Consider the following 23,094-nt stretch of genomic DNA (forward strand, 5'->3'; position numbering starts at 1 on the left):
CATGGCATCAACATTCAGGCCGGCAGACGCAAGACAGGTCGAGGAAGCAGTGACCTGGGCGATCTCCAATGGCGAGCCGCTGGAGGTCGTCGGGCGGAGCAGCAAGCGCGTCCTGGGGCGACCGTTCCAGGCCGAGACCGTACTGGATCTGTCCGGCCTTTCCGGCGTGATCGACTACGAGCCGGAGGAACTGGTGCTTACAGCCTTGCCATCGACGCCGATGGCCGAGTTGGAAAAGCTGCTGGCCGAGAACAACCAGATGCTTGCTTTCGAGCCGATGGATCTGACCGCGTTGCTCGGCGGCAGCAAATCCGAAGGCAGCCTGGCCGGTGCGCTGATGATCAATAGCGGCGGGCCGCGTCGTCTCAAGGCGGGCTCGGCCCGGGATCATCTGCTCGGGTTCGAGGCCGTGAGCGGCCGGGGCGAGCAGTTCAAATCCGGTGCCCGGGTGGTGAAGAACGTGACCGGCTACGATCTGCCGAAGATCATCTGCGGCTCATACGGCACGCTGGCGGCGGTGACGAAGATCGACGTGAAGGTGTTGCCGATGCCGGAGAAGGTCTACACCGTGCTCCTGCTCGGCCTCGATGCCAACGCTGCGGTGAAGGCAATGGGCGCGGCGATGAACAGCGCCCATGAGGTTTCCGCGGCGGCCCATGTCCCGGTTGGCCTGACGGCCAAGTCCGGTGTGTCCTATATCAAGGGCGCGGGTACGTCCGTGACCGCGCTCAGGATCGAGGGCTTCGGCCCGTCGGTGGAGCGCCGCTGCGCAGATCTGAAGTCGGAACTGTCGGCATTCGGCACGGTCGAGGAACTGCATACCATGAACAGCCAGAGTTTCTGGCTCGAGGTCCGCGACGTGCATTACCTGGTCGCGCCGATGTTGGAGCCGGTCTGGCGCATTTCCGTGCCGCCGTCCGCCGGGGCCACGGTCGCGGCGAAACTGTCGGAGATGGACGGTGCGGCCTGGTTCTCCGATTGGGCGGGTGGCCTGATCTGGTTGCAGCTTTCGGCCTCGGACGATGCTGGAGCAGGGGCTGTGCGCACTGCCGTTTCCGCTGCCGGTGGGCATGCGACGCTGGTGCGCGCCGGGCAGGAGGTGCGAGCGGCTGTTCCGGTTTTCCATCCGCAACCGGACGGAATTGCGGCGCTCAGCCTGCGCCTGAAGGAAAGCTTCGATCCTAAACATATCCTCAACCCCGGCCGCATGTATGCGGGCGTCTGAGAGGGCTACACAGAATGCAGACGAATTTCACCCTCGCCCAGCTCGCCGATCCGGCGGTCAGAGAATCCGAATCCATCCTGCGCAAGTGCGTGCATTGCGGCTTCTGTACCGCGACCTGCCCGACTTTCGTGCTGCTCGGAGACGAGCTGGACAGCCCGCGCGGCCGGATCTACCTGATCAAGGACATGTTGGAGAACGACAAGCCGGCGAATGACGAGGTGGTCCGGCATGTCGACCGCTGCCTCTCCTGCCTGTCCTGCATGACGACGTGTCCCTCCGGCGTGAACTACATGCATCTGGTCGATCATGCCCGCGCGCATATCGAGCAGACCTATACCCGGCCGCTGCTGGACCGTGCCCTGCGCTCGCTGCTGGCATGGCTGCTGCCACACCCGAACCGGTTCCGCTTCGCCCTGCTCGGGGCGGCGATGGCACGGCCCTTCGCGGGGCTCTTCGGCGATGCGCTGGGCGGCCGGGTGAAGGCGATGCTGTCGCTCGCACCGAAACAGCTTCCCGCCCGCAGTGCCCTGGAAAAACCGGGCACCCATGCTGCCGCGGGACCGCGCAGGCTTCGGGTGGCGATGCTGGCCGGCTGTGCCCAAAAGGCGCTGGCGCCGTCGATCAACGACGCGACCATCCGTCTGCTGACCCGGCATAATGTCGAGGTGGTGGTGCCGAAGGAGGCCGGGTGCTGCGGCGCGCTGACCCATCACATGGGCAAGGAAGAGGCCGCCATGGAATCGGCCCGGGCGAATATCGATGCCTGGGCGGCTCTGGAAGAGCAGGAGGGCGGTCTCGATGCGGTCGTCATCAATGCGTCCGGCTGCGGCACCACGGTGAAGGATTACGGCTTCCTGCTGCGCGAGGATACGGCCTATGCGGAGAAGGCGGCGCGGGTCGCGGCCAAGGCGAAGGACATCACCGAACTGCTGACGGACCTGGATCTGCCGGAAAGCAGCGCCGGGGACGGGCTCCGGGTGACCTATCATTCCGCCTGCTCGATGCAGCACGGCCAGAAGATCAAGAGCCTGCCCCAGGCCCTGCTGCGTAAGGCGGGGTTCGCGGTTAAGGACGTTCCGGAAGGGCATCTATGCTGCGGCTCGGCGGGCACCTACAACATGCTGCAGCCGAACATCGCCACCCGTCTGCGGGACCGCAAGCTCGGCAATATCGCGAAGACCGCGCCGCAGGTGATCGCGGCAGGCAATCTCGGCTGCATCACGCAGATCGCGTCCGGTACCGGGGTGCCGGTGGTGCATACGGTGGAGCTGCTGGACTGGGCGACCGGCGGGCCGAAGCCGGAGGCGCTCGACCAGATGTGATCGGTGGTCTCTTTGGCGGCCGGGCCGGATGCGCTACCCTGTCCATATGAGCAGATGGGTCCTTGCCGCGATCGTCTTGTTGATCTGTTCCGCCCCGGTTCCGGCGGACCAGACCGACGCGCGTCTTGAGCCGCTGTTCGTCGAGCTCAAGACGGCGACCTCGATCACCGATGCCCGTTACATCGAACGGGAAATCTGGCAGATCTGGTCCACGCACGGCTCGGATGCGGAAATCGATCTGCGCTTCCAGCGCGGCGTTCTGCTGATGAATGCGGGACGGCTGGAGGAGGCTGTCCGGATCTTCAGCACGATCATCGAGATCGATCCGGACTTCGCCGAGGCCTGGAACAAGCGGGCGACCCTGCTCTATTTCACTGGCGACTTCGCCGGTTCGGTCCGCGATATCGAGCGCACTCTGGCGCTCGAGCCCCGGCATTTCGGCGCGCTCTCCGGCCTCGGCCTGATCTATCAGCAGATCGACAGCGCCGACGGCGCCATCAAGGCCTTCGCCGCCGCGCTGGAGATCAACCCGCACATGCCCTGGATCGCCGAACGGCTGGACGCGCTGGAAGAAGAGAAAGCGGGGGAGCCGCTTTAGCTCTATCCCTGGCCTGTTTTGATGCAGATCTGTTTCAGAATGAGCCAGTCCGCCGGTGAGAGTGCCTGTTTTGCGCCTGTGCCGTGCTCCCGGAAATAGTCGGCGCGCCCGTCGCTTTCGGGATGCGTGCTGAGATAACCGGGCAGGATCCCGCCAAGCCCGCCCGACCTGGACAGCCGCTCGAAGAAAGCCGCGCCACCGCTCGGGTCGAGATCAAGCCGGTTCAGAAGATCAATGGCGAAGGCATCTGCGTCCCGCTCATCCTCCCGCGAGAAAGACAGCGCGAGCCCGGACTGAAAAAGGGACTCGCCGACAGACCCTGTGGGATTGAAGCCGAACAGCATCGTCGTTGCAGCGCTTAGCACGTTGTTGCGGATCCAGCGCTCGGTATGGTCTCGGTTCACCACATGCCCGATCTCGTGGGCGATGACTGCGGCGATTTCGTTCGGTGTCCGGGCTTTGTCGATCAGACCGCGGAGCAGGACAATCCGCCCGCCTGGAAAGGTGAAGGCATTGGCTGTCTTGCGGTCTGTCACACTGACTGTGATGGGATGCGGGAAATGCGCGGCTGCCAGAAGCCGTCCGGTCATGTCCTGAAGCACCTGATTGGGACGCGCGGCAGTACAGGGCGTGCCTATAAATCGTTCGAGCTGCACGAGCTCCGGCGCATCCTTTTCCTCGAAAGACCATGGCATGGCCCGCGCCATACGATCTGCGATCGGGGGCACCAGGAAATAAATCGCCGCGACCAAGACCAGGATGCCGCCGGCAAGCGCTGCGGCAATCCGCACCGACCGCAGCCTTTCCCGGCCGCGATTCAGCAGATTCGGGGCGTGCATGCGAATGCTGGAGATGGCGTCCGCTTCCTCGATCACCAACCGCGAATCTTGGTGTTTGCGATGGGTGAGGGCGAGATGCTGTCCAGGACGATAGTACCAGAGCCGGGTCAGATCCTCATATCGCCAGTTGAGGGCGCCTCGCTCGGTCTCGAACGAAATTCCCTCGGGCCAGACTTCCAGAGTGACATCGTAGCGCTTTGGTGACGATCCATCGAAGAAATGAGAGCTCATGGGTCAGGCGATATCGAAATCGCCGAGCAGACCTTCTCCTGTCGACTGCTCGTCGAATTCAGCTTGGACCAGGCGCTCCTCTGCAAGCTCTCCGACGATAACGAGATGACGGGCCATAAACTCACCCTTGCGTAACCAGGTTAAGGGGAGCAGAAGGCCCAGCGAGAGGATGGTAATCAGGTAGTTCACCAGTACGAGCTTGAAGAACTCCGGGGCTTCCGCGTTGAACACTGGTTTGGCGGCGCCAAATTGTGTGTTACTGGCGATATTCTGCCAGAATCGAGCGCGATAATTCATGTAGAGCAAGAACGGCACTAGAATTAGCAACATTGACAGTATGACGACGAGTGGATCTTGCGATTTTGCGCTGTACTTTACTGAGATGGAGTTCCCGTTCACGTGCTGAGTCTGGGTGATAAGGTTGTCATCCAGGATATAGGCGAGAGCAAATGTCACGATCACATAGGCGGGGATCGAGAACCAGAAAGTCAGGTAGGGTTTCCAGAGACCATTGGTCGAAACCCGGAAACCAAGAGCGCGTTGGCCGAATGACGCATTCTGCAGTTTGTAGCCCAAGAGGTTGATATCGGCCCACGGTTTTGCGAGGCCGAGAGAGAGGGCGGTGCAAGTGTAGGCGATAATGGCCTTCCCGGCGTAACGGATGGGACTGCCGTTGACGCTCCCCCTGATGCCACGCCATTGGGTTCGGTTAACGCGATAGCGGAAGGCGAGATAACTTCCGATGCTGTAGAAGCATATCAGGGGTATGTAAACGCCGAGGATCAGTCGCACGAGTTCGATGAGGTTAAGACTAGAGGTCCCAAACAGAGCCCATTTCACGACGACCGTGTCGAGCGCCCACTCCGCGAAGAATGAATAAGGAAGTAAGATCAGAAAGAATACCTTCAGAAAACCGATAAATATCTCAATCCCGGTGCCGGTATATTCGAACGGGGAGCCGTTAAATCTCATCCGGGGCCAAAGTGCGAGGCGCACGTTTGTGATTGCCCAGAAACGGTAGATCATCAGCGTGACGACAGACAGGAATACATTGGAGATATGCATCCCGATCAGCCAGCCCTTGCCGGTCGTGTCGAATTCCAGTCTGTGAGCCGGAATACCCCTCTCCCCGGCAGTCCCGATGCTGCCTGCACCGCTGCTTTCAAATGTCATCAATGCCCCCAAATCACGTAGACGTTGTCGCCCGTGAAAAGGTCGTACCCTGTGATGCAGTTCGTGTCACCTGCGGGTTCTCGAAAATTGACCCGATGCACAATCGGTGCGCTCTGCCTTGTCTGGGCGCGCGTCCGGTTGTATCGCTATTCGTTCGCGACAAGATCCCCCCGAAAGGCCTGCTCCCATGTCCTCATACGATCTGATCATCAAGAACGGCACCGTCGCCACGCCCGGCGCGATCGAGGCGATGGATGTCGCGGTGAAGGATGGCAGGGTTGCGGGGTTGGGCAGTTTCGATGCGGGATCGGCGGCGGAGGTGTTCGATGCCTCGGGGCTGCATGTCCTGCCCGGCGTGATCGACACCCAGGTGCATTTTCGGGAGCCCGGCGCGGAGCATAAGGAAGACATCGCGCACGGCACCATGGCGGCGGCCATGGGCGGGGTGACGGCGATCTTCGAGATGCCGAACACCAACCCGCTGACGCTGACGCCGGAAACCCACGCCGACAAGATCGCCCGGGGCGAGGCCGGCGGCTGGGTCGATTTCGCCTTCTTCGTCGGCGGCTCGGCGGAGAATGTCGGCAAGCTGCATGAATACGAGAACCTGCCGGGCTGCCCGGGTATCAAGATCTTCATGGGCTCCTCGACCGGCTCCCTACTGGCCAAGGATGACGAGACCCTGGCGAAGATCCTGGCCGACGGCCGCCGCCGCTTCGCCGTGCATGCCGAGGATGAGTACCGGCTGGAAGAGCGCAAGCATATTGCCGAGAAAGAGGGCCATCCCCGCGTCCACAATATCTGGCGCGACGAGGAAACCGCCATCCTCGCGACCAACCGCATCCTGAAACTCGCCCGTGCCGCCGGACGGCCGGTTCACATCCTGCATGTGACGACGGCGGAGGAGATGGACATCCTCGCCGCCAACAAGGATATCGCCACCGTTGAAGTGACACCGAACCACCTGACCCTTACGGCGCCGGACTGTTACGAGGAACTTGGCTCGCTCGCCCAGATGAACCCGCCGGTGCGCGAGAAGCATCATCAGGACGCGCTCTGGCGTGCCATCGAGCAGGGCGTTGTCGACGTGATTGGCTCCGACCACGCGCCGCACACGCTGGAGGAAAAGGCGAAACCCTATCCGCAGACGCCGAGCGGCATGACCGGGGTGCAGACCCTGCTGGTGAACATGCTGAACCATGTGCACGAGGGGCGGCTGTCCCTGCGCCGTCTGGTCGAGCTGACCTCCGCCGGCCCGCAGCGGGTCTACAACATCGCGTCCAAGGGCCGGATCGCGAAGGGTTACGATGCGGACTTCGCCATCGTCGATCTGAAAGCGAAGCGCACCATCACGAATGACTGGATCGCCAGCAAATGCGGCTGGACGCCCTATGACGGCAAGCAGGTCACCGGCTGGGTGATGGCGACGCTGGTGCGCGGGAAAATCGTCATGCGCGAGGACGAACTGGTCGGAAAGGCGTCGGGTGCGCCGGTGCGGTTCGTCGAGACCCTTTGAATGCCATCCTGATCCGGAACGCCATCGCGGCGGACGCCGTTTTGGCCGGGCGTGCGGCACATGCGGCCTGGCTGAAGGGGATTGCGCCGCTGGTTCCGGCCGGCGCGCGCGGTCGGGTTTCCGCGTCGGATTTCGTCTCGTTTGTTCGTGAATTGCCGGAGCAGGTCCTGATCGCCGAGCGGGACGGCGAGATTGCCGGCATCGGGGCGTGCGAGCATGGCGACAATCACATCTCGGACATCTGGGTGGCGCCGGCTCACGAAGGCAAAGGGCTGGGCGCGGCGCTGGTCCGCGCGCTGGAGGAGAGGATCGCCGCACGGCGCTACGATCGCGTCACGATCTCCGTCCTCAGCGACAATGAGCGCGCTCTGGCGCTGTATCGCCATCTCGGCTACCGGATGACCGCCGAGGGGCTGTCATTCGATCGGTATCTGCTGGTCGACCTGATGACCAGTCATCTCGAAAGACGCCTGCGCCGGAACGCCTGACCTGCAAAAATTCAGACCGTTTGCGTTCTCTACCGGCCCGCCTTCCGTTCCGGGGCGTCACCGGTCACATGTCGCGGTGCAACATTGTTGTCCGGGACAGGTCTGCCGATTTCTGCTAGGGAAAACCAAAGTCGCTTTCCGTGCGGCGCAGAAAACCAGGGAGAAAGTCTCATGACCGGATGTATCGTCGGCTGGTCCCATATGCCGTTCGGCAAGCATGAGGGCGAGGATGTCGAAAGCATGATCGTCAAGGTCGCGGCGGAAGCCGTGGCCGATGCGGGCTTCGAGCCGAAAGACGTCGATGCCGTCTATCTCGGCCATTTCAATGGCGGCTTCTCGCCCCAGGACTTTACCGCCAGTCTGGTCTTCCAGAGCTCCGACGATTTCCGCTTCAAGCCGGCGACCCGTGTCGAAAACGCCTGCGCCACCGGCAGTGCCGCCGTGCATCAGGGGCTGCACCTGATTGCCGCGAAGAAGGCCCGCGTCGTGCTTTGCGTCGGTGTCGAGCAGATGACCAGGCTGCCGGGCAAGCAGATCGGCGAAACGCTGCTGAAGGCGAGCTATTTGAAGGAAGAGGCCGGCATTGAAGGTGGCTTCGCCGGTGTCTTCGGCCAGATCGCCCAGGCCTATTACCAGCGCCACGGTGACCAGTCCGACGCGCTTGCCATGATCGCGGCGAAGAACCATGCCAACGGTGTGCACAATCCCTATGCCCAGATGCGCAAGGATCTCGGCTACGAATTCTGCCGGAACGAGTCCGAGAAGAACCCGTTCGTCGCCGGCCCGCTGAAGCGTACCGACTGCTCGCTGGTCTCCGACGGCGCGGCGGCCTTGGTGCTGACCGATGTCGAGACCGCACTCGGCCGGGACAAGGCCATTGCCTTCCGGGCGGCGGCGCAGGTGAACGACTTCCTGCCGCTGTCCAAGCGCGACATCATCCAGTTCGAAGGCTGCGGTGAGGCCTGGCGGCAGGCGCTTGGCGCTGCCGGGGTCGGTCTGGACGATCTCAGCTTTGTCGAGACCCATGACTGCTTCACCATCGCCGAGCTGATCGAGTACGAGGCCATGGGCCTGACCGCACCGGGGCAGGGCGCCCGCGCGGTGAAGGAAGGCTGGACTCACAAGGACGGCAAGCTGCCGGTCAACCCGTCCGGCGGACTGAAGGCCAAGGGGCACCCGATTGGGGCCACCGGCGTTTCCATGCACGTCCTGACCTCCATGCAGCTGCGTGGCGATGCCGGCGACATGCAGATCAAGGATGCCAAGATGGGCGGCATCTTCAATATGGGCGGGGCTGCCGTGGCGAACTATGTCTCGATCCTCGAGCCGCTGCGTTAAAGGCTTGCGATGACGGACAATACCGGCGGCCCGTGCCGGCTGGCCCGCCCGGACGAGATCCATATCGTCCGGGAGATCCAGCAGGCGGCGGCCCGCAAGTTTCTCGATACGCCCTATCCCGAAGCCGCGGGCGATCCGATTGACGATGCCGAGACCCTTGCCGCTGCCCAGGACAACTGGTGGCTCTGGGTTGCTGTCGATGCCGATGACCGGCCGGTCGGTGCCGCGCATCTCACCGTTTTGGGGGAGGGGCTGCATATCCGTGAGCTTGACGTGCATCCGGACCATGCCGGCGCCCGCCGAGGCGCGGCAATCCTGAATGTGGTCGAGCGTTTCTTCGCCGGCCGGGGCATCGCGGCCATCAGCCTTACAACATTTATCGATGTGCCGTGGAATGCGCCCTATTATGAGCGTCTCGGTTTCAGCATCGTCGCGCCGGAGGAAATGGACGAGCCGCTGCGGCATATCTGGTTATCGGAAGCGGCAAACTTTCCGGACGAAAAACGAGTTGCAATGCGAAAGCCACTGGGTTCAGGGGGAATGAGATGAGCGACACATTCAAGGCCGTGCTGCTGCGCGAGGCGGACAGGAAAGTCACGGCGGCGATTGAACAGGTGCCTGTGGCGGACCTGCCCGAGGGAGATGTCACGGTGCGCGTCGCCTATACCACGCTGAACTACAAGGACGGCATGGTGCTGAACGGGATCGGCCGGCTGGTGCGGGATTATCCGCATATTCCGGGCGTCGACTTCTCCGGCATTGTCGAGACCTCCGAGCACCCGGATTTCAAGCCGGGCGACAAGGTCGTGCTGACCGGCTGGCGGGTCGGCGAGATGCATTGGGGCGGCTATGCCGAGTTGGCCCGGGTGAAGGGTGACTGGCTGGTCAAGCTGCCGGACGGACTCGGGCTGGACGACGCCATGGCGATCGGCACGGCGGGCTTCACGGCCATGCTGGCGGTGGACACGCTGGAACGGCATGGCATGACCAAGGACCAGGGCGAGGTGCTGGTCACCGGGGCGGCCGGGGGCGTCGGCAGTGTGGCGACCGCGATCCTGGCCAATCTCGGCTATTCCGTTGCCGGCTCGACCGGACGGCCGGAGCAGGCGGATTATCTCCGCGATCTCGGAGTCTCCCAGGTGATCGACCGCGCGGAACTGGCGGAGGCACCGTCGCGCCCGCTGGCGGCCGAACGGTTCGCCGGCTGTATCGACAATGTCGCCGGCACCACCCTGTCGAACCTGCTGACCCAGATGAAATACGGCAGCGCCGTCGCCGCGGTCGGCCTCGCGGGCGGAAACGATCTGAACACCACCGTGCTGCCCTTCCTGCTGCGCGGCGTCAGCATCCTCGGCATTGACAGCGTGATGTGCCCGAAGGAGCGCAGGCTGCAGGTCTGGCAGCGGATCGCCAAGGAGCTGCCGATGCAGAAGCTGCATCACATGATCGAGCGCCACACGATGGAAGACCTGCCGGAACTCGGCAAGGCGATCCTCAAGGGCGCCGTGCGCGGCCGGACGGTGGTCGAGATCGCCGGCGGCTAACCCCGATCAGGGTTCGAACGCGTCGTAGGCGTGTTTGACGGTCGGATCCCAGCGGGAGAGGGCCGGGCGGTTTTCGGTGATGTCGCCCGCGCCCCAGAGGATCCGGCGCCGGTCTTCTTCCGCGCTGACCTCGTCATCGGGGCAGACGATGTAGAAGGACCCGGCGGCGATCCCCTGCAGCATGTACTCGATCACCTGATCCGGCAGCCAGGCGCCGGTGCGGTGTTCGTTCTTGCCTGTGGTTGTCCAGCCGGGCACCAGCAGGTGCGCGGTCACGTTTTCCGCGCCGGAGCTGCGCAGCTCGTGCGCGAGGCTTTCCGTGTAGGATTTCACCGCCGCCTTGCTGAGATTGTAGACCGGGTGGCCCGGCGGGTTGGTGATGCCCTGCTTGGAGCCGGTATTGACGATCACGGCGGGCGTGCCGCGCTCCCGCATGCCGGGCAGGAAGGCGCGGGTGCCATAGATCACCCCCCAAAGATTGACCTCGACGAGCTGACGCCACTCCTCGATATCGGCATCGAAGCCGCGCCCGGCGCGGGAGGCGGCATTGTTCAGCAGGATATCGGCGCCGCCGAATGTCTCCATCACCGTGGCAGCCATCGCTTTTACCGCTCCGGGATCGGAAACGTCGGTTGCCATGGCGACAATTGAGCCGGGATCGGCCGCTTTCACTTTCGCTTCTTCTTCCGCTGCTTTCAGATCCGCCGACGGCAGATCGACCAGACAGACTTTCAGTCCCATTTCGGCGAACCGGAGCGCGGCGGCGCGGCCGATGCCAAGAGCGGCGCCGGTGACCACGGCGACCTTCCCTTTGCCAAACGCTAAATGCTGCATGAATTTCTCCCGCTTCCAATCTTGTGCCGAACTATGGCCTGAGCCGGCACATCCGGCAACGCGGAGCGCTGTTCAATCAGGGCTCGGCCTTGCTAGACTCTTCCCGGATCGTGTCGGAGCCGGCCGGAAAGCGGGCGCACACGAGGGAGGAATTACATGCTGCCAGGCAATATGATGGACCGTCCGCTGACGGTCCCGAGCATCCTTGATTTCGCGGCCGAAATTCACGGTGATGCGCGTGTGATCTCGGCCCGGGTCGAAGGCGACGTGCACCGCTACAGTTACGCGGAGGCGCACAAGCGGGTGGCGCAGCTGGCCCACGCGCTTCGCCAGCTTGGAATCGCTGACGGCGACCGGATCGCGACCCTGGCCTGGAACGGTTACCGGCATTTCGAGCTTTACTACGCCGTCTCCGGGATCGGGGCGGTCTGCCACACCATCAATCCCCGGCTCTTCGAAGACCAGATCCTCTATATTGTCGGCCATGCCGAAGACCGGATTCTGTTCCTGGAAACCAGCTTCCTGCCGCTGGTGGAGACGCTGGCGGAACGGTTGCCGCCGGACCTTCGCTATGTGGTGATGTGCGCGGCGGAAGATTTGCCGGAAACCGGGCTCGACGTGCTGGCCTATGAGGATCTGCTCACTGGACAGCCTGATACCATCATCTGGCCGGATCTGGACGAACGGCAGGCGTCGGGGCTTTGCTACACGTCGGGGACGACGGGCAATCCGAAGGGCGTGCTCTATTCCCATCGTTCGACCCTGATCCACACAATGGGCCTGCTCGCGGTCGGTCAGAGTATCGGCCTCAGTCCCGAGCGCTCGCTGCTGCCGGTGGTGCCGCTGTTTCACGTCAACGCCTGGGGGTTGCCCTTCGCCGCTCCTCTCGTCGGAACCGATTTCGTGCTGCCCGGCACGCGGCTCGACGGGCCGGGGCTTTTCGCGCTCATGGACCAGGAGAAGGTCAATACGAGCTGGGGCGTGCCGACGGTCTGGTTCGGCCTGTTGGCAGAGATGCGCAAGCAGGGCCGCAAGCCGGACGGGTTCGAGTGCGTGCTGATCGGCGGGTCCGCCGCGCCGAAGCCGATGATCGAGGAATTCGAGCGGGATTTCGGTGTCACCGTCGTGCATGGCTGGGGCATGAGCGAGATGAGTCCGGTCGGCTCTGTCGGCGTTTTCTATGCTCGGCAGCGCGCCCTGCCAGAGGCGGAGCGGATGCATCTGAAGACGGCACAGGGCCGGCGCATGTTCGGGGTCGAGTTCAAGATTGCCGACACGCACGGTGACCGGCTGCCCCATGACGGGGTGGCTTTCGGCGAACTGCATGTGCGTGGCCCTGCCATCATGAGTGCCTATTTCAACGACGAGGCGGCGACCGACGGCGCGTTCGATGCGGAAGGCTGGCTGAAGACCGGCGATGTGGCCCGGATCGATCCGGACGGCTTCCTGTTCCTCGTGGACCGGACCAAGGATGTCATCAAGTCGGGTGGGGAATGGATCAGCTCTATTGATCTGGAGAGCGCGGCACTGGCGCATCCGGATGTGGCGGAATGCGCGGTGATCGCGGTACCGCACCCGAAATGGGTGGAGCGGCCGTTGCTGATTACGGTGCTGCAGGACGGAGCGCGGCTGACCGCTAGGGAGATGCAGGAATTCCTCGGCGACAGGGTCGCGAAATGGTGGCTGCCGGATGACGTTGTGTTCGTCGACGAACTTCCCCACACGGCAACCGGCAAGCTGTCCAAGATGACCTTGCGCGAGCAGTTTAGGGACTACCGGCTGCCCGGCGTGTGACGGCGCGTGGTCTTGTGGGGTGAGCGGTAGACTTCTACTCAGGGCCGATGGCTTTCCAACAGTCCGTGCATGCGTGTGGCGGCGGCGCTGCCAGCCTCGTCATAGATGTTGAAAACCTCGTCGATCCCATTTTCCAGGAGTTCCTGTTCCTGGTCCGGGAAAAGCGATGTGGAGACGATCGGGCCTTCATAACCGCGCTCACGCATCTGCCTTGCGGCATCGATATTGGATTGATGCTTCGACATCGAGAGCAGGATCATTTCAATGCCGAAATGGGGTGTCACGATACGAGACCAGAATTCGGGATTTGTGGCGTCGCCAAGGACAACGTTGCGCCCCTCATTACGGTTTCGTTCAACCTGCGCTTCATCCAGATCGATCCCGATGATCTTGTCTTCCGCATGGGTGCGCATTTCATCATATGCGGCCCGTCCGACACGCCCCATTCCGAAGATCAGAATGCGGTGCCCGCCAAGATCGATATCTTCGTCGCCAACCAAGCGTTTTCGAGTCTCCCATCCGGCCAGGATACTGCTGAAACGGCTGTAAATCTCCAGCGCGTAGACATTCATGGCAGAGGAAATAATCAAGGAAATTGACAATGCCAGAGCGATGACCGTCAACCAGTCGGGCGCAAGCCACTCCGCGCCAATCGCGATGACGATCACGATCAGACCGAATTCGGAATAGTTGCTCAGGACCAGCCCGCCAAATGTCGAGCCCCTGGCGCGCATCCGGAACAGCGTCAGCAGCCAGACGAAAAGCAGCGTTTTGATCGGAATGAGAATCATCAGAACCACTGCGGTTGCTGCGGTTTCCCATGTCGGCAGACCGGTGAGCCCGATGGTCAGGAAGAAACAGACCAGAAACACATCTTTGAAGTTCATCAGTATACTGGCGAGATACTTGGCCCTGGCGTGACTCGCCAACAGAACGCCCATTGCGAGTGCGCCAAGATCGCCCTTCATGCCCACCAGCTCGAACAATGCTGCGCCACCGAGTGCCATGCTGAAGCCGAAAACGGCCAGCAGTTCGCCATAGCCGCTCCGCTCCATCAGATATCCCAGCGCATGGCGCGCGGGAATGAGTGCGAGAAGGGATAACGCCCAGACCGTCGGCAATTTACCTGCGGAAAAGGCCAGGAAAACCACGGCGGCAATATCCTGCATGATCAGGATGCCGATCGCGGCTTGACCGTAGCGCGACATCAGTGAGCCGCGACCTTCCAGGGTCTTGACGGCGAAGACGGTGCTCGAGAAAGACAGGGCGAACGCGATGATCAGTGCCGTCTGATAATCCATACCTTCGAAAAGAAGAAAACCGGCCCAGCCGAGTGCTGCGATGAAGCCGGTGGCGATGATAATCGTGGCGCCCATATGCAGGCTTGTGGTCGCCCAGATCTCCGGGCGCAGCAGAGTGCTGAGCCTCAGCTTCAAGCCGATGGTGAACAGCAGTAGTGTGATGCCCATATCGGCGACAGAGAGAAGGAACTGATCGCTCTCGGCGCCAAACATATGCAGTACGAAACCGGCGATCAAGAAGCCGACCATTGGCGGCAGGCCGACCTGGCGGACAAGCAATCCGGACAGAAATGCTATGGCGATCCATGCCGGGTCGCGGAAATCGATTGCAATTATGGAAGAGTCCAACAGTCTGCGCTCACCTACAAGACATCGGATATGGGCCGGACCATCGGTCGAATTACCGGCGAGTTTTCAGGCCGCTCCAGTCGATTTTAAGGGATTGGGAGCCTGATGCCCGATAAATCTCGCATAGACGTTTTGAATGGTGCCACTGGACCGCGAGGGCGACGAGAGGAGCTGCTGTTTGCATGCTCCGAACCTGACAGGCGGGGAGGTGCCTGCTGTATCGCGGTGCCAGCCAAGGCACCGCGATTATGACGCGCTGGCCGGTCTAACCGATATGTTCGCCGAACAGCTCCAGTGTCCGCTCCCGCGCAATCTTGGCGCTGGTGGCGTCGAAGCTGCCCCGGTGGTCGCAATTGAAGCCGTGACCGGCCGGGTACATGTTCACCGTCAGTTCCGGATGCGCGGCTTTGACTTTCTCGACGTCCTCTTTCGGGATGGCATGGTCCTGCTCGCCGAAATGGAAGATCACCGGGCATTTCGGCTTCTCTTCGGCAACCGTGCCGATGCCGCCGCCATAGTAGCTGGCACCGGCGGCGAACCCGTCGAGCCGCGTTGTTGCCAGCCAGGCAAGAAGCCCGCCCCAGCAATAGCCGACGACGCCGACCTTTCCGGCCGCCGCCGCGGTCTCCCGCGCCGCCGCGATATCCAGCAGGGCCGGATCCGTTTTGCTGCGGTCCTTGTAGTCCCGGCCCTTTTCGATGTCGTCGGCCTCGTAGCCGAGTTCGATCTTCGGCTCGATCCGGTCGAACAATGCGGGTGCGATGGCGAGATAGCCCTGCGCCGCGTAGTCGTCCGCCACGCTCTGGATGTGCGCGTTGATGCCGAAGATCTCCTGCACCACGACCACGCCGCCGCGGGCCTTGCCGCTTGGCTGTGCCAGATACGCGTCGAATTTATGCCCGTCCGATGCCGTCAGCTGAATGAACTCGCCCATCAGTCGCTCCCATGCCTTTGTTCCGAGCGGCGGACTCTAGAGCCAGCCGGTACGGATGGCAAAGCGGTTTCCGCGTGACGGACGGCGCGGGTTGCGTTAATCAAAAAGCATGAACGCGCTTCTGAACAAGGCGGCGACCCTCGTGGTGCGCCGAGTTATTACCGACCCGGTCTGATCAACAGGCCGGGTCATCGTATACCCTTGTTCCAAAACCCGCGGGTCATACCCGCAGCCGGGCTCCAGACCCGGAAACGGTAAAGCGCCATGTCCACTATATTGCATCTGTTCTGCGGCAAGATCGCCGCCGGTAAATCCACTTTCGCCAAACGCCTTTCCGAGCATTCCGGTGCCTTGCTGATCAGCGAGGATGCCTGGCTCGGCAGCCTGTTTGGCCCGGAAATGCGGACCGTCGAGGACTATGTCGCATATTCGGCGCGGCTGCGTGCGGTCATGGGACCGCATGTGAGCGCCCTTCTGGAGGGCGGGGTTTCCGTCGTGCTGGACTACCCTGCGAACACACGCGGTGTCCGCCGCTGGATGCGCGGAATTGCGGACAGTTCCGGAGCGTGCCCCATCCTGCATTATCTGGAGCTTCCGGACGATACCTGCAGGATGCGGTTGAACCGGCGCAATGCAGAGGGTGGCCATGAATTTGCGCCCAGTGACGAGCAGTTCGACCTGGTCACGCGGTATTTCGACGCGCCGCAGGAGGATGAAGGCCTGCCGATCCTGGTGCATGGAGGGCTTTGACGCATCACATCCTTCTGAAGCCTAAAGGAACCCGTTGTGCTATTCGGGAAATCTCCCGGCACACCGTACGGTGGCCAAAATGAAAACGAGGTTCGAAATGGGGATCGTCACCGACATCGTCCTGCCCTTGGTCCTGGCCTTCATGATGTTCACTTTGGGGCTGGGGCTCCGGGTGTCCGATTTCGGCCGTTTTCTGACGCAGCCTCGCGACATGCTTACGGGACTGGCCTTCCAGATGCTGTTGCTGCCGCTCGTCGGTTTTCTTCTGGTTTCCAGCTGGCCCCTGGCTCCGGAAATTGCCATGGGCGTGATGTTGATTGCCGTGGCGCCGGGCGGCGTGACGTCGAATTTCCTGACCGCTCTGGCGAAAGGGGACGTCGCGCTATCGGTGTCGCTGACGGCCGTTGCCAGTCTGCTCAGCGTGGTGACCATTCCTCTGGTCCTCGGGATGGCCTATCAGCAGATCGTTGGTGAGGCGCTGGCCGGGGAAATCTCCATCGGTAAGACGGCAATCAGCATTTTCCTGATCGTCACCGTTCCGGTCGCGATTGGCATGGCGGTGCGTCACTTCATGCCTGGATTGACGAGCCGGTGCGCGCCTTATGCGACCAAGGTCTCGACCCTGTTCTTCGTGCTCGTACTTGCGGGCGCAATTCTTCAGGAGCGGGAAAATGTGGTGGCGTATTTCGCCGAAGCCGGACTGGTCACGCTCGCGTTGAACATCATCATGATGCTGCTCGCCTTTCTCGGCGCCCGGGCACTCGGGAGCGGCCCGGCGCAGCGTGTTTCGATCTGCATCGAATGCGGCCTGCAGAATGGCACCCTCGCCATCGCGGTGGGCGTGCTGATCTTTGGCGGCGGCGCCTACGTCATCCCGGCTGCAACCTACAGCCTGATCATGTTCGCGACCGGGCTGCTGTTTCTCGCGCTGGCCCGGCGGAAACTCGTGCCTGTTTCTCAGGCTGTGTGACGACTGTCCAGTTACACGTTGAAGCGGAAGTGGAAAACGTCGCCGTCCTTCACCAGATATTCCGAGCCTTCGACCCGCATCTTGCCGGCTTCCTTGGCGCCGCTCTCGCCGCCGCAGGCGACGAAATCGTCATAGGCGATGGTTTCCGCCCGGATGAAGCCGCGCTCGAAATCGGTATGGATGACGCCTGCCGCGTTCGGTGCCTTGGCGCCGCGGCCGACGGTCCAGGCGCGGGCTTCCTTCGGGCCGACCGTGAAGAAGGTCAGCAAATCCAGCAGGCTGTAACCGGCACGGATCACACGGGCAAGCCCGGTTTCCTTGAGGCCAAGGGTTTCCAGGAATTCGGCTTTCTCTTCCGCAGTGCCGAGCTGGGCGATCTCCGACTCGATCGCGGCTGAAATCACAACCGCGACGGCGCCTTCGGCTTTCGCCATCTCGAACACCTTGGCGGAATAGTCGTTGCCTTCGGCGGAGCTTTCCTCGTCGACATTGCAGACATAGAGCACCGGCTTGGTGGTCAGCAGCTGCAGGGTGGCGACGATCTTCTGCTCTTCCGGGCTCCAGTCATCGATGGAGCGGCCCGGCTTGCCGTCGCGCAGGGCTTCCAGAAGCCGGGTCATGATGGCGACCTGGATCTTCGCGTCCTTGTCGCCGGATTTGGCTTTCTTCTCCAGCGGGGAGACCCGGCGCTCCAGGCTGTCGAGATCGCAGAGCATCAGCTCGGTCTCGATGGTCTCCGCATCGCGCAGCGGATCGACGGAGCCTTCGACATGGGTGATGTCGTCGGAGGCGAAGCAGCGCAGCACATGCACGATGGCATCGACTTCACGGATATTGGCAAGGAACTGGTTGCCAAGGCCTTCGCCCTTGCTGGCGCCGCGTACCAGACCGGCAATGTCGACGAACTCAAGCTGGGTCGGCAGGATGGTTTTCGAGCTGGCGAGTTCGGCGAGCTTTTCAAGGCGCGGGTCCGGCACGGCCACCCGGCCGGTATTCGGCTCGATGGTGCAGAACGGATAGTTCGCCGCTTCCGCCGCCGCCGTTTCGGTCAGCGCGTTGAAGAGCGTGGATTTGCCGACATTCGGCAGGCCAACGATGCCGCACTTGAAGCCCATGACTTAATTTTCCTGACTGTTGTCGCTGGCGCCGTCAGCCTTGGCTGAGTCCGGCTTGTTATTTTGTTTCGGCGGTTTTGGGCGTTGCGGGAATACAGCCTGGCTGACCCGGCTCATGAAACCGCTTTCGTCACCACGGACCAAAAGGTCCGCTTCGTCGGCGACTGCGGGCACAAGTTTCGAAAGCCAGCCGGTGCGTTCCGCCTTGGTGAAATCCTGCAGCACGTAATCCTTCACCCGGTTCTTGTCGCCCGGATGGCCGACGCCGAGCCGGACCCGCCAGTATTCCTTGCCGATATGGGCATCGAGACTGCGGATACCGTTGTGACCGCCGCTTCCGCCGCCGCGCTTCACGCGCAGTTTGCCGGGGGCAAGGTCGATCTCGTCATAGAAGACGATGATGTTCTCGAGAGGGATCTTGAAGAACCGGACCGCTTCGCCGACGGCGCGGCCGGAATCGTTCATGAAGGTGGTCGGTTTCATCAGCAGAACCTTCTCACCGCCGACGGTACCGTCGGCGGTGAGGGCCTGAAAGCGTGCCCGGAAAGGACCGAAGCCATAGCTTTCGGCAATTTCGTCAGCGACGAGAAAGCCGATATTATGGCGCGTCAGCTCGTATTTCGCCCCGGGATTGCCAAGGCCAACGAACAGAAACATCGCGCGGTCCCCTCCCGCCGGACCACCTCACGAGGAGGCGGGCACGGCGCGGCCGATTAGTCTTCGGACTCGGTTTCGGCTTCTTCAGCCGAACCTTCGGCCTCGTCTTCGGCGTCGCTCGCTTCACTCTTCATCGAGGACGGCGCGGCGATGGTCGCCACGGTGAAGTCCCGATCGGTGATCGTCGGGGTGACACCTTCCGGAAGCACGATCGCGCTGATGTGGATGCTGTCGCCGACATTCCAGCCGGACAGATCAAGCGTCAGAGAAGACGGCATCTGGTCCGGACGGCAGCTGACTTCGACTTCGTGCCGAACAATGTTCAGAACACCGCCGGCCTTGATGCCCGGGCACTGGTCTTCATTGATGAACTCAACCGGCACTTCGACGGTAATCGTCGAGCTGGCGCTGACCCGAAGGAAATCGACATGCTCCGGACGATCGGTGACCGGGTGCAGCTGGACGTCACGGGCGAGCACGCTGTGCTTCTTGCCGTCGACTTCGAGGTCGATCAGGGTCGAAAAGAAACCGGTCTGATGAAGCAGCTTCGTCAGCGCGCGTTCATTCAGGGTTACGGAAACCGGGTCTTTTTTGTCGCCGTAGATTACGGCCGGGATGAGCCCCGCGCGACGGGCGGCACGGGCGGACCCCTTACCGACCCGGTCACGCGTCTGGGCGCTCAGTGCGATCACATCAGACATTTTATTCTCCAATAAATATGTTCCGCGTGCGGCTGACCTCCAGGGGTGCCGGCCCGCAAGGCGGAACGGATGAGCGAGGCGTTTTAGTGGCTTTCGCGGGAAAAAGCCAGCCCTTTGCGGTCCGGCGTGGCCGTCCGTTCCGTCTGGACAGACTCAGAAGTTGAACAGGCTGGAAACCGAACGCTCTTCGCTGATCCGCCGGATCGACTCGCCGAGCAGCGGTGCGATCGAAATCTGCCGGATATTCCGGGCCAGGCGGACCGCTTCGGTGGTCTGGATACTGTCGGTGGTGACCAGCGATTGCAGCGGCGAGGAGGTGACGCGGGCGACCGCACCGCCGGAGAGCACGCCGTGCGTGATATAGGCGTCGACGGAAACCGCGCCGGAGGCGATCAGGGCTTCGGCCGCGTTGCAGAGGGTGCCGCCGCTATCGACGATATCGTCGACCAGGATGCAGCGCCGGTCCTTCACGTCACCGATGATGTTCATGACTTCGGAAACGCCGGCACGTTCGCGGCGCTTGTCGATGATCGCCAGGTCGGCATTCAGCGGCTTGGCCAGCGCACGGGCGCGCACCACGCCGCCGACATCGGGGGAGACGATGGTGAGTGCCTCGTCTCCATAACGTTCGGTGATGTCGTTATGGAACACCGGGGCGGCGAAAAGATTGTCGGTCGGGATGTCGAAGAAGCCCTGGATCTGACCCGCATGGAGATCGATGGTCAGCACCCGGTCGGCGCCGGCCGACGTGATCAGGTTGGCGACCAGTTTTGCGGAAATCGGAGTCCTGGACCCGGACTTCCGGTCCTGACGGGCATAGCCGTAATAGGGAATGACAGCCGTGATCCGCCGGGCCGAGCTGCGTTTCAGCGCATCGAGCGTCACCAGCAGTTCCATCAGGTTGTCGTTCGCCGGATAGGAGGTCGGCTGGATGACGAAGACATCCTCCCCGCGCACATTCTCCTGGATCTCGACGAACACTTCCATGTCGGAGAACCGGCGGATGTCGGCCTTCGTCAACGGCATATTGAGATAGGTGGCGATTGCTTCCGCCAGTGGCCTGTTACTGTTGCAGGCCAGGATCTTCATACGAACGTCTGACATTCGTGCCCTATGATCGCGGTTTGGAAAAGGAGCGGCGAAATCTCTGTAGTGCTGAGACCGATCTCCGGGAAACCAGCCTCAGTAGAAGCGGGCGGAACATATCAGCGGCGGTTGAAACGGTGCAAGGGTTATTGCCGTTTGGTAACAGGTTTCTCGCCTATTCTTTGGCGCTCATAGGCGCGCAGCAGGGGCAGGAGACCTTGCATGGCCCCGTCCGCGATGAGCGGGGCGGCGCTGAGCCAGTTGTCGGCCATGCTGCCCGAAGGCACCGCGTTCTGCTGGTCGATGACCCCGATTTCGCGGGCAGCCAGATCAGCCAGACGCCAGGTTATGGCGACCATGTCGGTATCTGCATTGAGCGGCTTGATGTCGATCCGGCCTTTCAGGGACAGCGCGTCTTCCGGGATCGTGCCGCTGTTTGCGACATCGACGCCGCGGGCGCGCAGTTTGCGCAGCAGGGCCTGACGCAGGATGGCGTTTCCCTTGCCCGCCTCGCCGTCGATCAGGTCGACATGTAGGATCGGCAGGTTCTCTGCGACGGCGGCCGCAAGCTGCGGGATCAGCCATGCCGCGATCCCGGGGGCGTTCTTGTTGGCAATGTCCTGGAAATGCTTCGGGTCCGGCGTTTCCCAGAAATCCGGCGGCGGCACCGACACAACGCTCTTCTCGCCGATCAGGTTCCCGGCCGGATCGCTCAGTTCCCAATCCAGGACAAGTTCCGCGGGCCGGTTGGCGTGAAGCTGCTGGTAGCCCTGACTCCTGAGGATGTAGCTTCCCCTGTTCCGGGCACCGGCACTGGCCACGACATTGTGCTCGACCAGCGCCGTCGAGACGGCGGTCGCGATGGATTCGCCGACCCAGTCTACCGGGCCTTCCACGGGCTCGACATAGATGCCGGCCGCTTCCGGTATCAGCAGGAAGTCGGTGTGGGTTTTCTCGTACGACTCGCGGCCGAAGGGACGCGGTATGTCGCCGCAACCGGTCACGCTCAGGGCGAGCACGGCGAATAGGGCGCAAAGACGTGCGGGAAACCGCCAGCGGGAAAGGCTGTCTGTCATGGCGCCGGGCTTAAATCACCAGGACGCAACTGACAAGCAGTCCGAGAACTGTCACGGCGAACAGGATCTGAAGGTGAGGCATGGTCCTTGTCCCTCCCGGGCGCTACCGGTGGACCAGGTCGAGGGGCAGCTTGGACAGGCGCTCGTTCCCGTTGTCGGTGACGATGAAGGTTTCACCCAATGTCATGGCCAGATCCTTTTCGCTGTCCATCAGGATCATATGCGCGAAGAACACCATGCCGGGCCGGATTTCCACCGGGTTGCGATGGTAGAACATCGGATAGTCCATCCAGATTGGCGCGAAGACGGCCCCGAGGGAATAGCCGCAGGCATTCATCCGGGCGTGCTCGTAGCCGCGCTTGTCCATGACATGGGCATGTGCATCGAACACGGAGCCGACGATGTTTCCTGGATGCAGCGCCTCGCGACAGGCTTCCAGCGCTTCGACGCAGGCGCCATGCATGTCCACGTGGCCCGGCTTCAGCGGGCCGATCGGAATTGTCCGCATCATGCAGGCATGGTAGTGCCGGTATGCCCCGGCAAACTCCAATGTCAGTTGGTCCTCGGTGCCCAGCGTGCGGCGGCCGGTGAAGTAGCGGCAGAGCAACGCATCTGAGCCGGACCCGATGATGAATTCGTTTCCGGCGTAGTCGCCGCCGCCCTTGAATACGGCGCCCTGCATGGCGGCCAGGATATCGCCTTCGAAGGCGCCCGGGCCGGTCAGCATGTGCGCGGCGACGAGGGCGTCATCCGCCAGCGCGGCGGCGCGACGGACATAGGCCAGTTCCGCCGGTGATTTCACCACCCGCAGCCCGGAGACCAGTTCCGAGCTGTCGATCAGAGTGCAGAATCCATCCAGCTCTGCGTTGATCGCCATGCCGTTACGTGCGGTCAGTCCATAGGCGTCGTATTCGATGCCGAAGGTCTTTCCGGCGCAGCCGAGATCGCTCAGCATTGCCTTCAACTCGCCCGCCGGCGTGGCGCCGTCGCGATCCACCCAGATCCGGATGTCCTCGATCATGCTGGTGTTCTGTGCCTGGCGGAGATCGGGCGCCCGGGTGATCAGGGCCAGCCGTCCGTCCGCGCCGAGATAGAGGCACTGGAAGAAGCAGAAGCCGAACGTGTCATATCCGGTCAGGTAGAACATGCTTTCCTGGCGGAACATCAGCAGGCCGTCGAGGCCGCGTTCCTGCATCAGTGCGATGGCGCGCGCGCGGCGATCGGCGAGCTCCTGTTCGGCGAAATGCAGCATGG

At 62.4% G+C, this 23,094-nt stretch carries 22 protein-coding genes; 11 read left to right on the forward strand and 11 right to left on the reverse strand.

Translation table 11 applies throughout. From position 1 onward, the window contains the following. Position 1: 1 nt before the first annotated feature. The 3 genes from RH950_RS10460 to RH950_RS10470 are packed head-to-tail and all read left to right on the forward strand — an operon-like array spanning position 2 to position 3,145. A complete protein-coding gene (locus tag RH950_RS10460) occupies positions 2–1,225 on the forward strand; it encodes an FAD-binding protein (RefSeq protein ID WP_350056421.1) in 1,224 nt (407 codons plus the stop codon). A gap of 14 nt (positions 1,226–1,239) precedes the next feature. Next, positions 1,240–2,547, forward strand: a complete 1,308-nt coding sequence (glcF, locus tag RH950_RS10465; protein WP_350056423.1) for a glycolate oxidase subunit GlcF — start codon at positions 1,240–1,242, stop codon at positions 2,545–2,547. Positions 2,548–2,593: 46 nt separating this feature from the next. Next, the gene (locus RH950_RS10470) at positions 2,594–3,145 is read left to right on the forward strand and encodes a tetratricopeptide repeat protein (RefSeq protein ID WP_350056425.1); all 552 of its coding nucleotides are present in this window, start codon (positions 2,594–2,596) and stop codon (positions 3,143–3,145) included. Between the two features lie 2 nt (positions 3,146–3,147). Here the strand turns inward: RH950_RS10470 and RH950_RS10475 are convergent, their stop codons facing one another. Next, positions 3,148–4,215, reverse strand: a complete 1,068-nt coding sequence (locus tag RH950_RS10475; RefSeq protein WP_350056427.1) for a M48 family metallopeptidase — start codon at positions 4,213–4,215, stop codon at positions 3,148–3,150. A 3-nt stretch (positions 4,216–4,218) separates the two neighbouring features. Beyond that, positions 4,219–5,388: a DUF898 family protein gene (locus RH950_RS10480; RefSeq protein WP_350056429.1), complete on the reverse strand. Its 1,170-nt coding sequence runs from the start codon at positions 5,386–5,388 to the stop codon at positions 4,219–4,221. A 187-nt stretch (positions 5,389–5,575) separates the two neighbouring features. On the opposite strand from RH950_RS10480, the gene RH950_RS10485 reads away from it, so the two are divergent. The 5 genes from RH950_RS10485 (at position 5,576) to RH950_RS10505 (ending at position 10,274) form a co-directional block, all read left to right on the forward strand. Then, the gene (locus tag RH950_RS10485) at positions 5,576–6,904 is read left to right on the forward strand and encodes a dihydroorotase (protein WP_350056431.1); all 1,329 of its coding nucleotides are present in this window, start codon (positions 5,576–5,578) and stop codon (positions 6,902–6,904) included. Next, positions 6,901–7,392, forward strand: coding sequence for a GNAT family N-acetyltransferase (locus RH950_RS10490; RefSeq protein WP_350056433.1), 492 nt, complete (start codon positions 6,901–6,903; stop codon positions 7,390–7,392). The genes RH950_RS10485 and RH950_RS10490 overlap by 4 nt, the downstream gene beginning before the upstream one ends. A gap of 171 nt (positions 7,393–7,563) precedes the next feature. Next, the gene (locus tag RH950_RS10495) at positions 7,564–8,730 is read left to right on the forward strand and encodes an acetyl-CoA acetyltransferase (RefSeq protein ID WP_350056435.1); all 1,167 of its coding nucleotides are present in this window, start codon (positions 7,564–7,566) and stop codon (positions 8,728–8,730) included. Between the two features lie 9 nt (positions 8,731–8,739). Further along, entirely contained in the window at positions 8,740–9,279 is a 540-nt protein-coding gene (locus tag RH950_RS10500; protein ID WP_350056437.1) for a GNAT family N-acetyltransferase, read from the forward strand. Continuing rightward, complete coding sequence (locus RH950_RS10505) at positions 9,276–10,274, forward strand: MDR family oxidoreductase (RefSeq protein WP_350056438.1); 999 nt, start codon at positions 9,276–9,278, stop codon at positions 10,272–10,274. Before RH950_RS10500 ends, RH950_RS10505 begins: the two co-directional genes overlap by 4 nt. A gap of 6 nt (positions 10,275–10,280) precedes the next feature. On the opposite strand, the gene RH950_RS10510 is transcribed toward RH950_RS10505, so the two are convergent. After that, positions 10,281–11,108, reverse strand: coding sequence for an SDR family NAD(P)-dependent oxidoreductase (locus tag RH950_RS10510; protein ID WP_350056440.1), 828 nt, complete (start codon positions 11,106–11,108; stop codon positions 10,281–10,283). Positions 11,109–11,264: 156 nt separating this feature from the next. On the opposite strand from RH950_RS10510, the gene RH950_RS10515 reads away from it, so the two are divergent. Continuing rightward, the gene (locus tag RH950_RS10515; protein WP_350056442.1) at positions 11,265–12,902 is read left to right on the forward strand and encodes a long-chain-fatty-acid--CoA ligase; all 1,638 of its coding nucleotides are present in this window, start codon (positions 11,265–11,267) and stop codon (positions 12,900–12,902) included. Between the two features lie 38 nt (positions 12,903–12,940). Here the strand turns inward: RH950_RS10515 and RH950_RS10520 are convergent, their stop codons facing one another. Beyond that, positions 12,941–14,551, reverse strand: coding sequence for a cation:proton antiporter domain-containing protein (locus RH950_RS10520; protein ID WP_350056444.1), 1,611 nt, complete (start codon positions 14,549–14,551; stop codon positions 12,941–12,943). Between the two features lie 265 nt (positions 14,552–14,816). Continuing rightward, positions 14,817–15,485 carry a dienelactone hydrolase family protein gene (locus RH950_RS10525; RefSeq protein ID WP_350056446.1) on the reverse strand — a complete coding sequence of 223 codons (669 nt, stop codon included), beginning with the start codon at positions 15,483–15,485 and terminating at the stop codon, positions 14,817–14,819. A gap of 264 nt (positions 15,486–15,749) precedes the next feature. Here RH950_RS10525 and RH950_RS10530 point away from each other — a divergent pair, with 264 nt between their 5' ends. Both RH950_RS10530 and RH950_RS10535 read left to right on the forward strand, forming a co-directional pair. Beyond that, a complete protein-coding gene (locus RH950_RS10530) occupies positions 15,750–16,235 on the forward strand; it encodes a P-loop nucleotide/nucleoside kinase family protein (protein WP_350056448.1) in 486 nt (161 codons plus the stop codon). A 79-nt stretch (positions 16,236–16,314) separates the two neighbouring features. Further along, positions 16,315–17,205 carry a bile acid:sodium symporter family protein gene (locus tag RH950_RS10535; RefSeq protein ID WP_350056450.1) on the forward strand — a complete coding sequence of 297 codons (891 nt, stop codon included), beginning with the start codon at positions 16,315–16,317 and terminating at the stop codon, positions 17,203–17,205. An 11-nt stretch (positions 17,206–17,216) separates the two neighbouring features. On the opposite strand, the gene ychF is transcribed toward RH950_RS10535, so the two are convergent. From ychF to RH950_RS10565, 6 genes are all read right to left on the reverse strand, one after another. Then, a complete protein-coding gene (gene ychF / locus RH950_RS10540; RefSeq protein ID WP_350056452.1) occupies positions 17,217–18,320 on the reverse strand; it encodes a redox-regulated ATPase YchF in 1,104 nt (367 codons plus the stop codon). Between the two features lie 3 nt (positions 18,321–18,323). After that, positions 18,324–18,977, reverse strand: coding sequence for an aminoacyl-tRNA hydrolase (pth, locus tag RH950_RS10545; protein WP_350056454.1), 654 nt, complete (start codon positions 18,975–18,977; stop codon positions 18,324–18,326). A gap of 56 nt (positions 18,978–19,033) precedes the next feature. Beyond that, positions 19,034–19,678: a 50S ribosomal protein L25/general stress protein Ctc gene (locus tag RH950_RS10550; RefSeq protein ID WP_350056456.1), complete on the reverse strand. Its 645-nt coding sequence runs from the start codon at positions 19,676–19,678 to the stop codon at positions 19,034–19,036. 153 nt (positions 19,679–19,831) lie between these two features. Beyond that, a complete protein-coding gene (locus tag RH950_RS10555) occupies positions 19,832–20,767 on the reverse strand; it encodes a ribose-phosphate pyrophosphokinase (RefSeq protein WP_350057116.1) in 936 nt (311 codons plus the stop codon). A 143-nt stretch (positions 20,768–20,910) separates the two neighbouring features. Beyond that, the gene (locus RH950_RS10560) at positions 20,911–21,840 is read right to left on the reverse strand and encodes a hypothetical protein (protein ID WP_350056458.1); all 930 of its coding nucleotides are present in this window, start codon (positions 21,838–21,840) and stop codon (positions 20,911–20,913) included. 103 nt (positions 21,841–21,943) lie between these two features. After that, a complete protein-coding gene (locus RH950_RS10565) occupies positions 21,944–23,092 on the reverse strand; it encodes a M24 family metallopeptidase (RefSeq protein ID WP_350056460.1) in 1,149 nt (382 codons plus the stop codon). Between the last annotated feature and the right edge of the window lie 2 nt (positions 23,093–23,094).

This window comes from Nisaea sp. (genome assembly GCF_040217065.1).
Classification (GTDB): domain Bacteria; phylum Pseudomonadota; class Alphaproteobacteria; order Thalassobaculales; family Thalassobaculaceae; genus Nisaea.

Coding starts and splice junctions, on each gene's coding strand:
- RH950_RS10460 (WP_350056421.1), top strand. CDS start 2: ATGGCATCAACATTCAGGCCGGCAGACGCAAGACAGGTCGAGGAAGCA.
- glcF (WP_350056423.1), top strand. CDS start 1,240: ATGCAGACGAATTTCACCCTCGCCCAGCTCGCCGATCCGGCGGTCAGA.
- RH950_RS10470 (WP_350056425.1), top strand. CDS start 2,594: ATGAGCAGATGGGTCCTTGCCGCGATCGTCTTGTTGATCTGTTCCGCC.
- RH950_RS10475 (WP_350056427.1), bottom strand. CDS start 4,215: ATGAGCTCTCATTTCTTCGATGGATCGTCACCAAAGCGCTACGATGTC.
- RH950_RS10480 (WP_350056429.1), bottom strand. CDS start 5,388: ATGACATTTGAAAGCAGCGGTGCAGGCAGCATCGGGACTGCCGGGGAG.
- RH950_RS10485 (WP_350056431.1), top strand. CDS start 5,576: ATGTCCTCATACGATCTGATCATCAAGAACGGCACCGTCGCCACGCCC.
- RH950_RS10495 (WP_350056435.1), top strand. CDS start 7,564: ATGACCGGATGTATCGTCGGCTGGTCCCATATGCCGTTCGGCAAGCAT.
- RH950_RS10500 (WP_350056437.1), top strand. CDS start 8,740: ATGACGGACAATACCGGCGGCCCGTGCCGGCTGGCCCGCCCGGACGAG.
- RH950_RS10505 (WP_350056438.1), top strand. CDS start 9,276: ATGAGCGACACATTCAAGGCCGTGCTGCTGCGCGAGGCGGACAGGAAA.
- RH950_RS10510 (WP_350056440.1), bottom strand. CDS start 11,108: ATGCAGCATTTAGCGTTTGGCAAAGGGAAGGTCGCCGTGGTCACCGGC.
- RH950_RS10515 (WP_350056442.1), top strand. CDS start 11,265: ATGCTGCCAGGCAATATGATGGACCGTCCGCTGACGGTCCCGAGCATC.
- RH950_RS10525 (WP_350056446.1), bottom strand. CDS start 15,485: ATGGGCGAGTTCATTCAGCTGACGGCATCGGACGGGCATAAATTCGAC.
- RH950_RS10530 (WP_350056448.1), top strand. CDS start 15,750: ATGTCCACTATATTGCATCTGTTCTGCGGCAAGATCGCCGCCGGTAAA.
- RH950_RS10535 (WP_350056450.1), top strand. CDS start 16,315: ATGAAAACGAGGTTCGAAATGGGGATCGTCACCGACATCGTCCTGCCC.
- ychF (WP_350056452.1), bottom strand. CDS start 18,320: ATGGGCTTCAAGTGCGGCATCGTTGGCCTGCCGAATGTCGGCAAATCC.
- pth (WP_350056454.1), bottom strand. CDS start 18,977: ATGTTTCTGTTCGTTGGCCTTGGCAATCCCGGGGCGAAATACGAGCTG.
- RH950_RS10550 (WP_350056456.1), bottom strand. CDS start 19,678: ATGTCTGATGTGATCGCACTGAGCGCCCAGACGCGTGACCGGGTCGGT.
- RH950_RS10555 (WP_350057116.1), bottom strand. CDS start 20,767: ATGAAGATCCTGGCCTGCAACAGTAACAGGCCACTGGCGGAAGCAATC.
- RH950_RS10560 (WP_350056458.1), bottom strand. CDS start 21,840: ATGACAGACAGCCTTTCCCGCTGGCGGTTTCCCGCACGTCTTTGCGCC.
- RH950_RS10565 (WP_350056460.1), bottom strand. CDS start 23,092: ATGCTGCATTTCGCCGAACAGGAGCTCGCCGATCGCCGCGCGCGCGCC.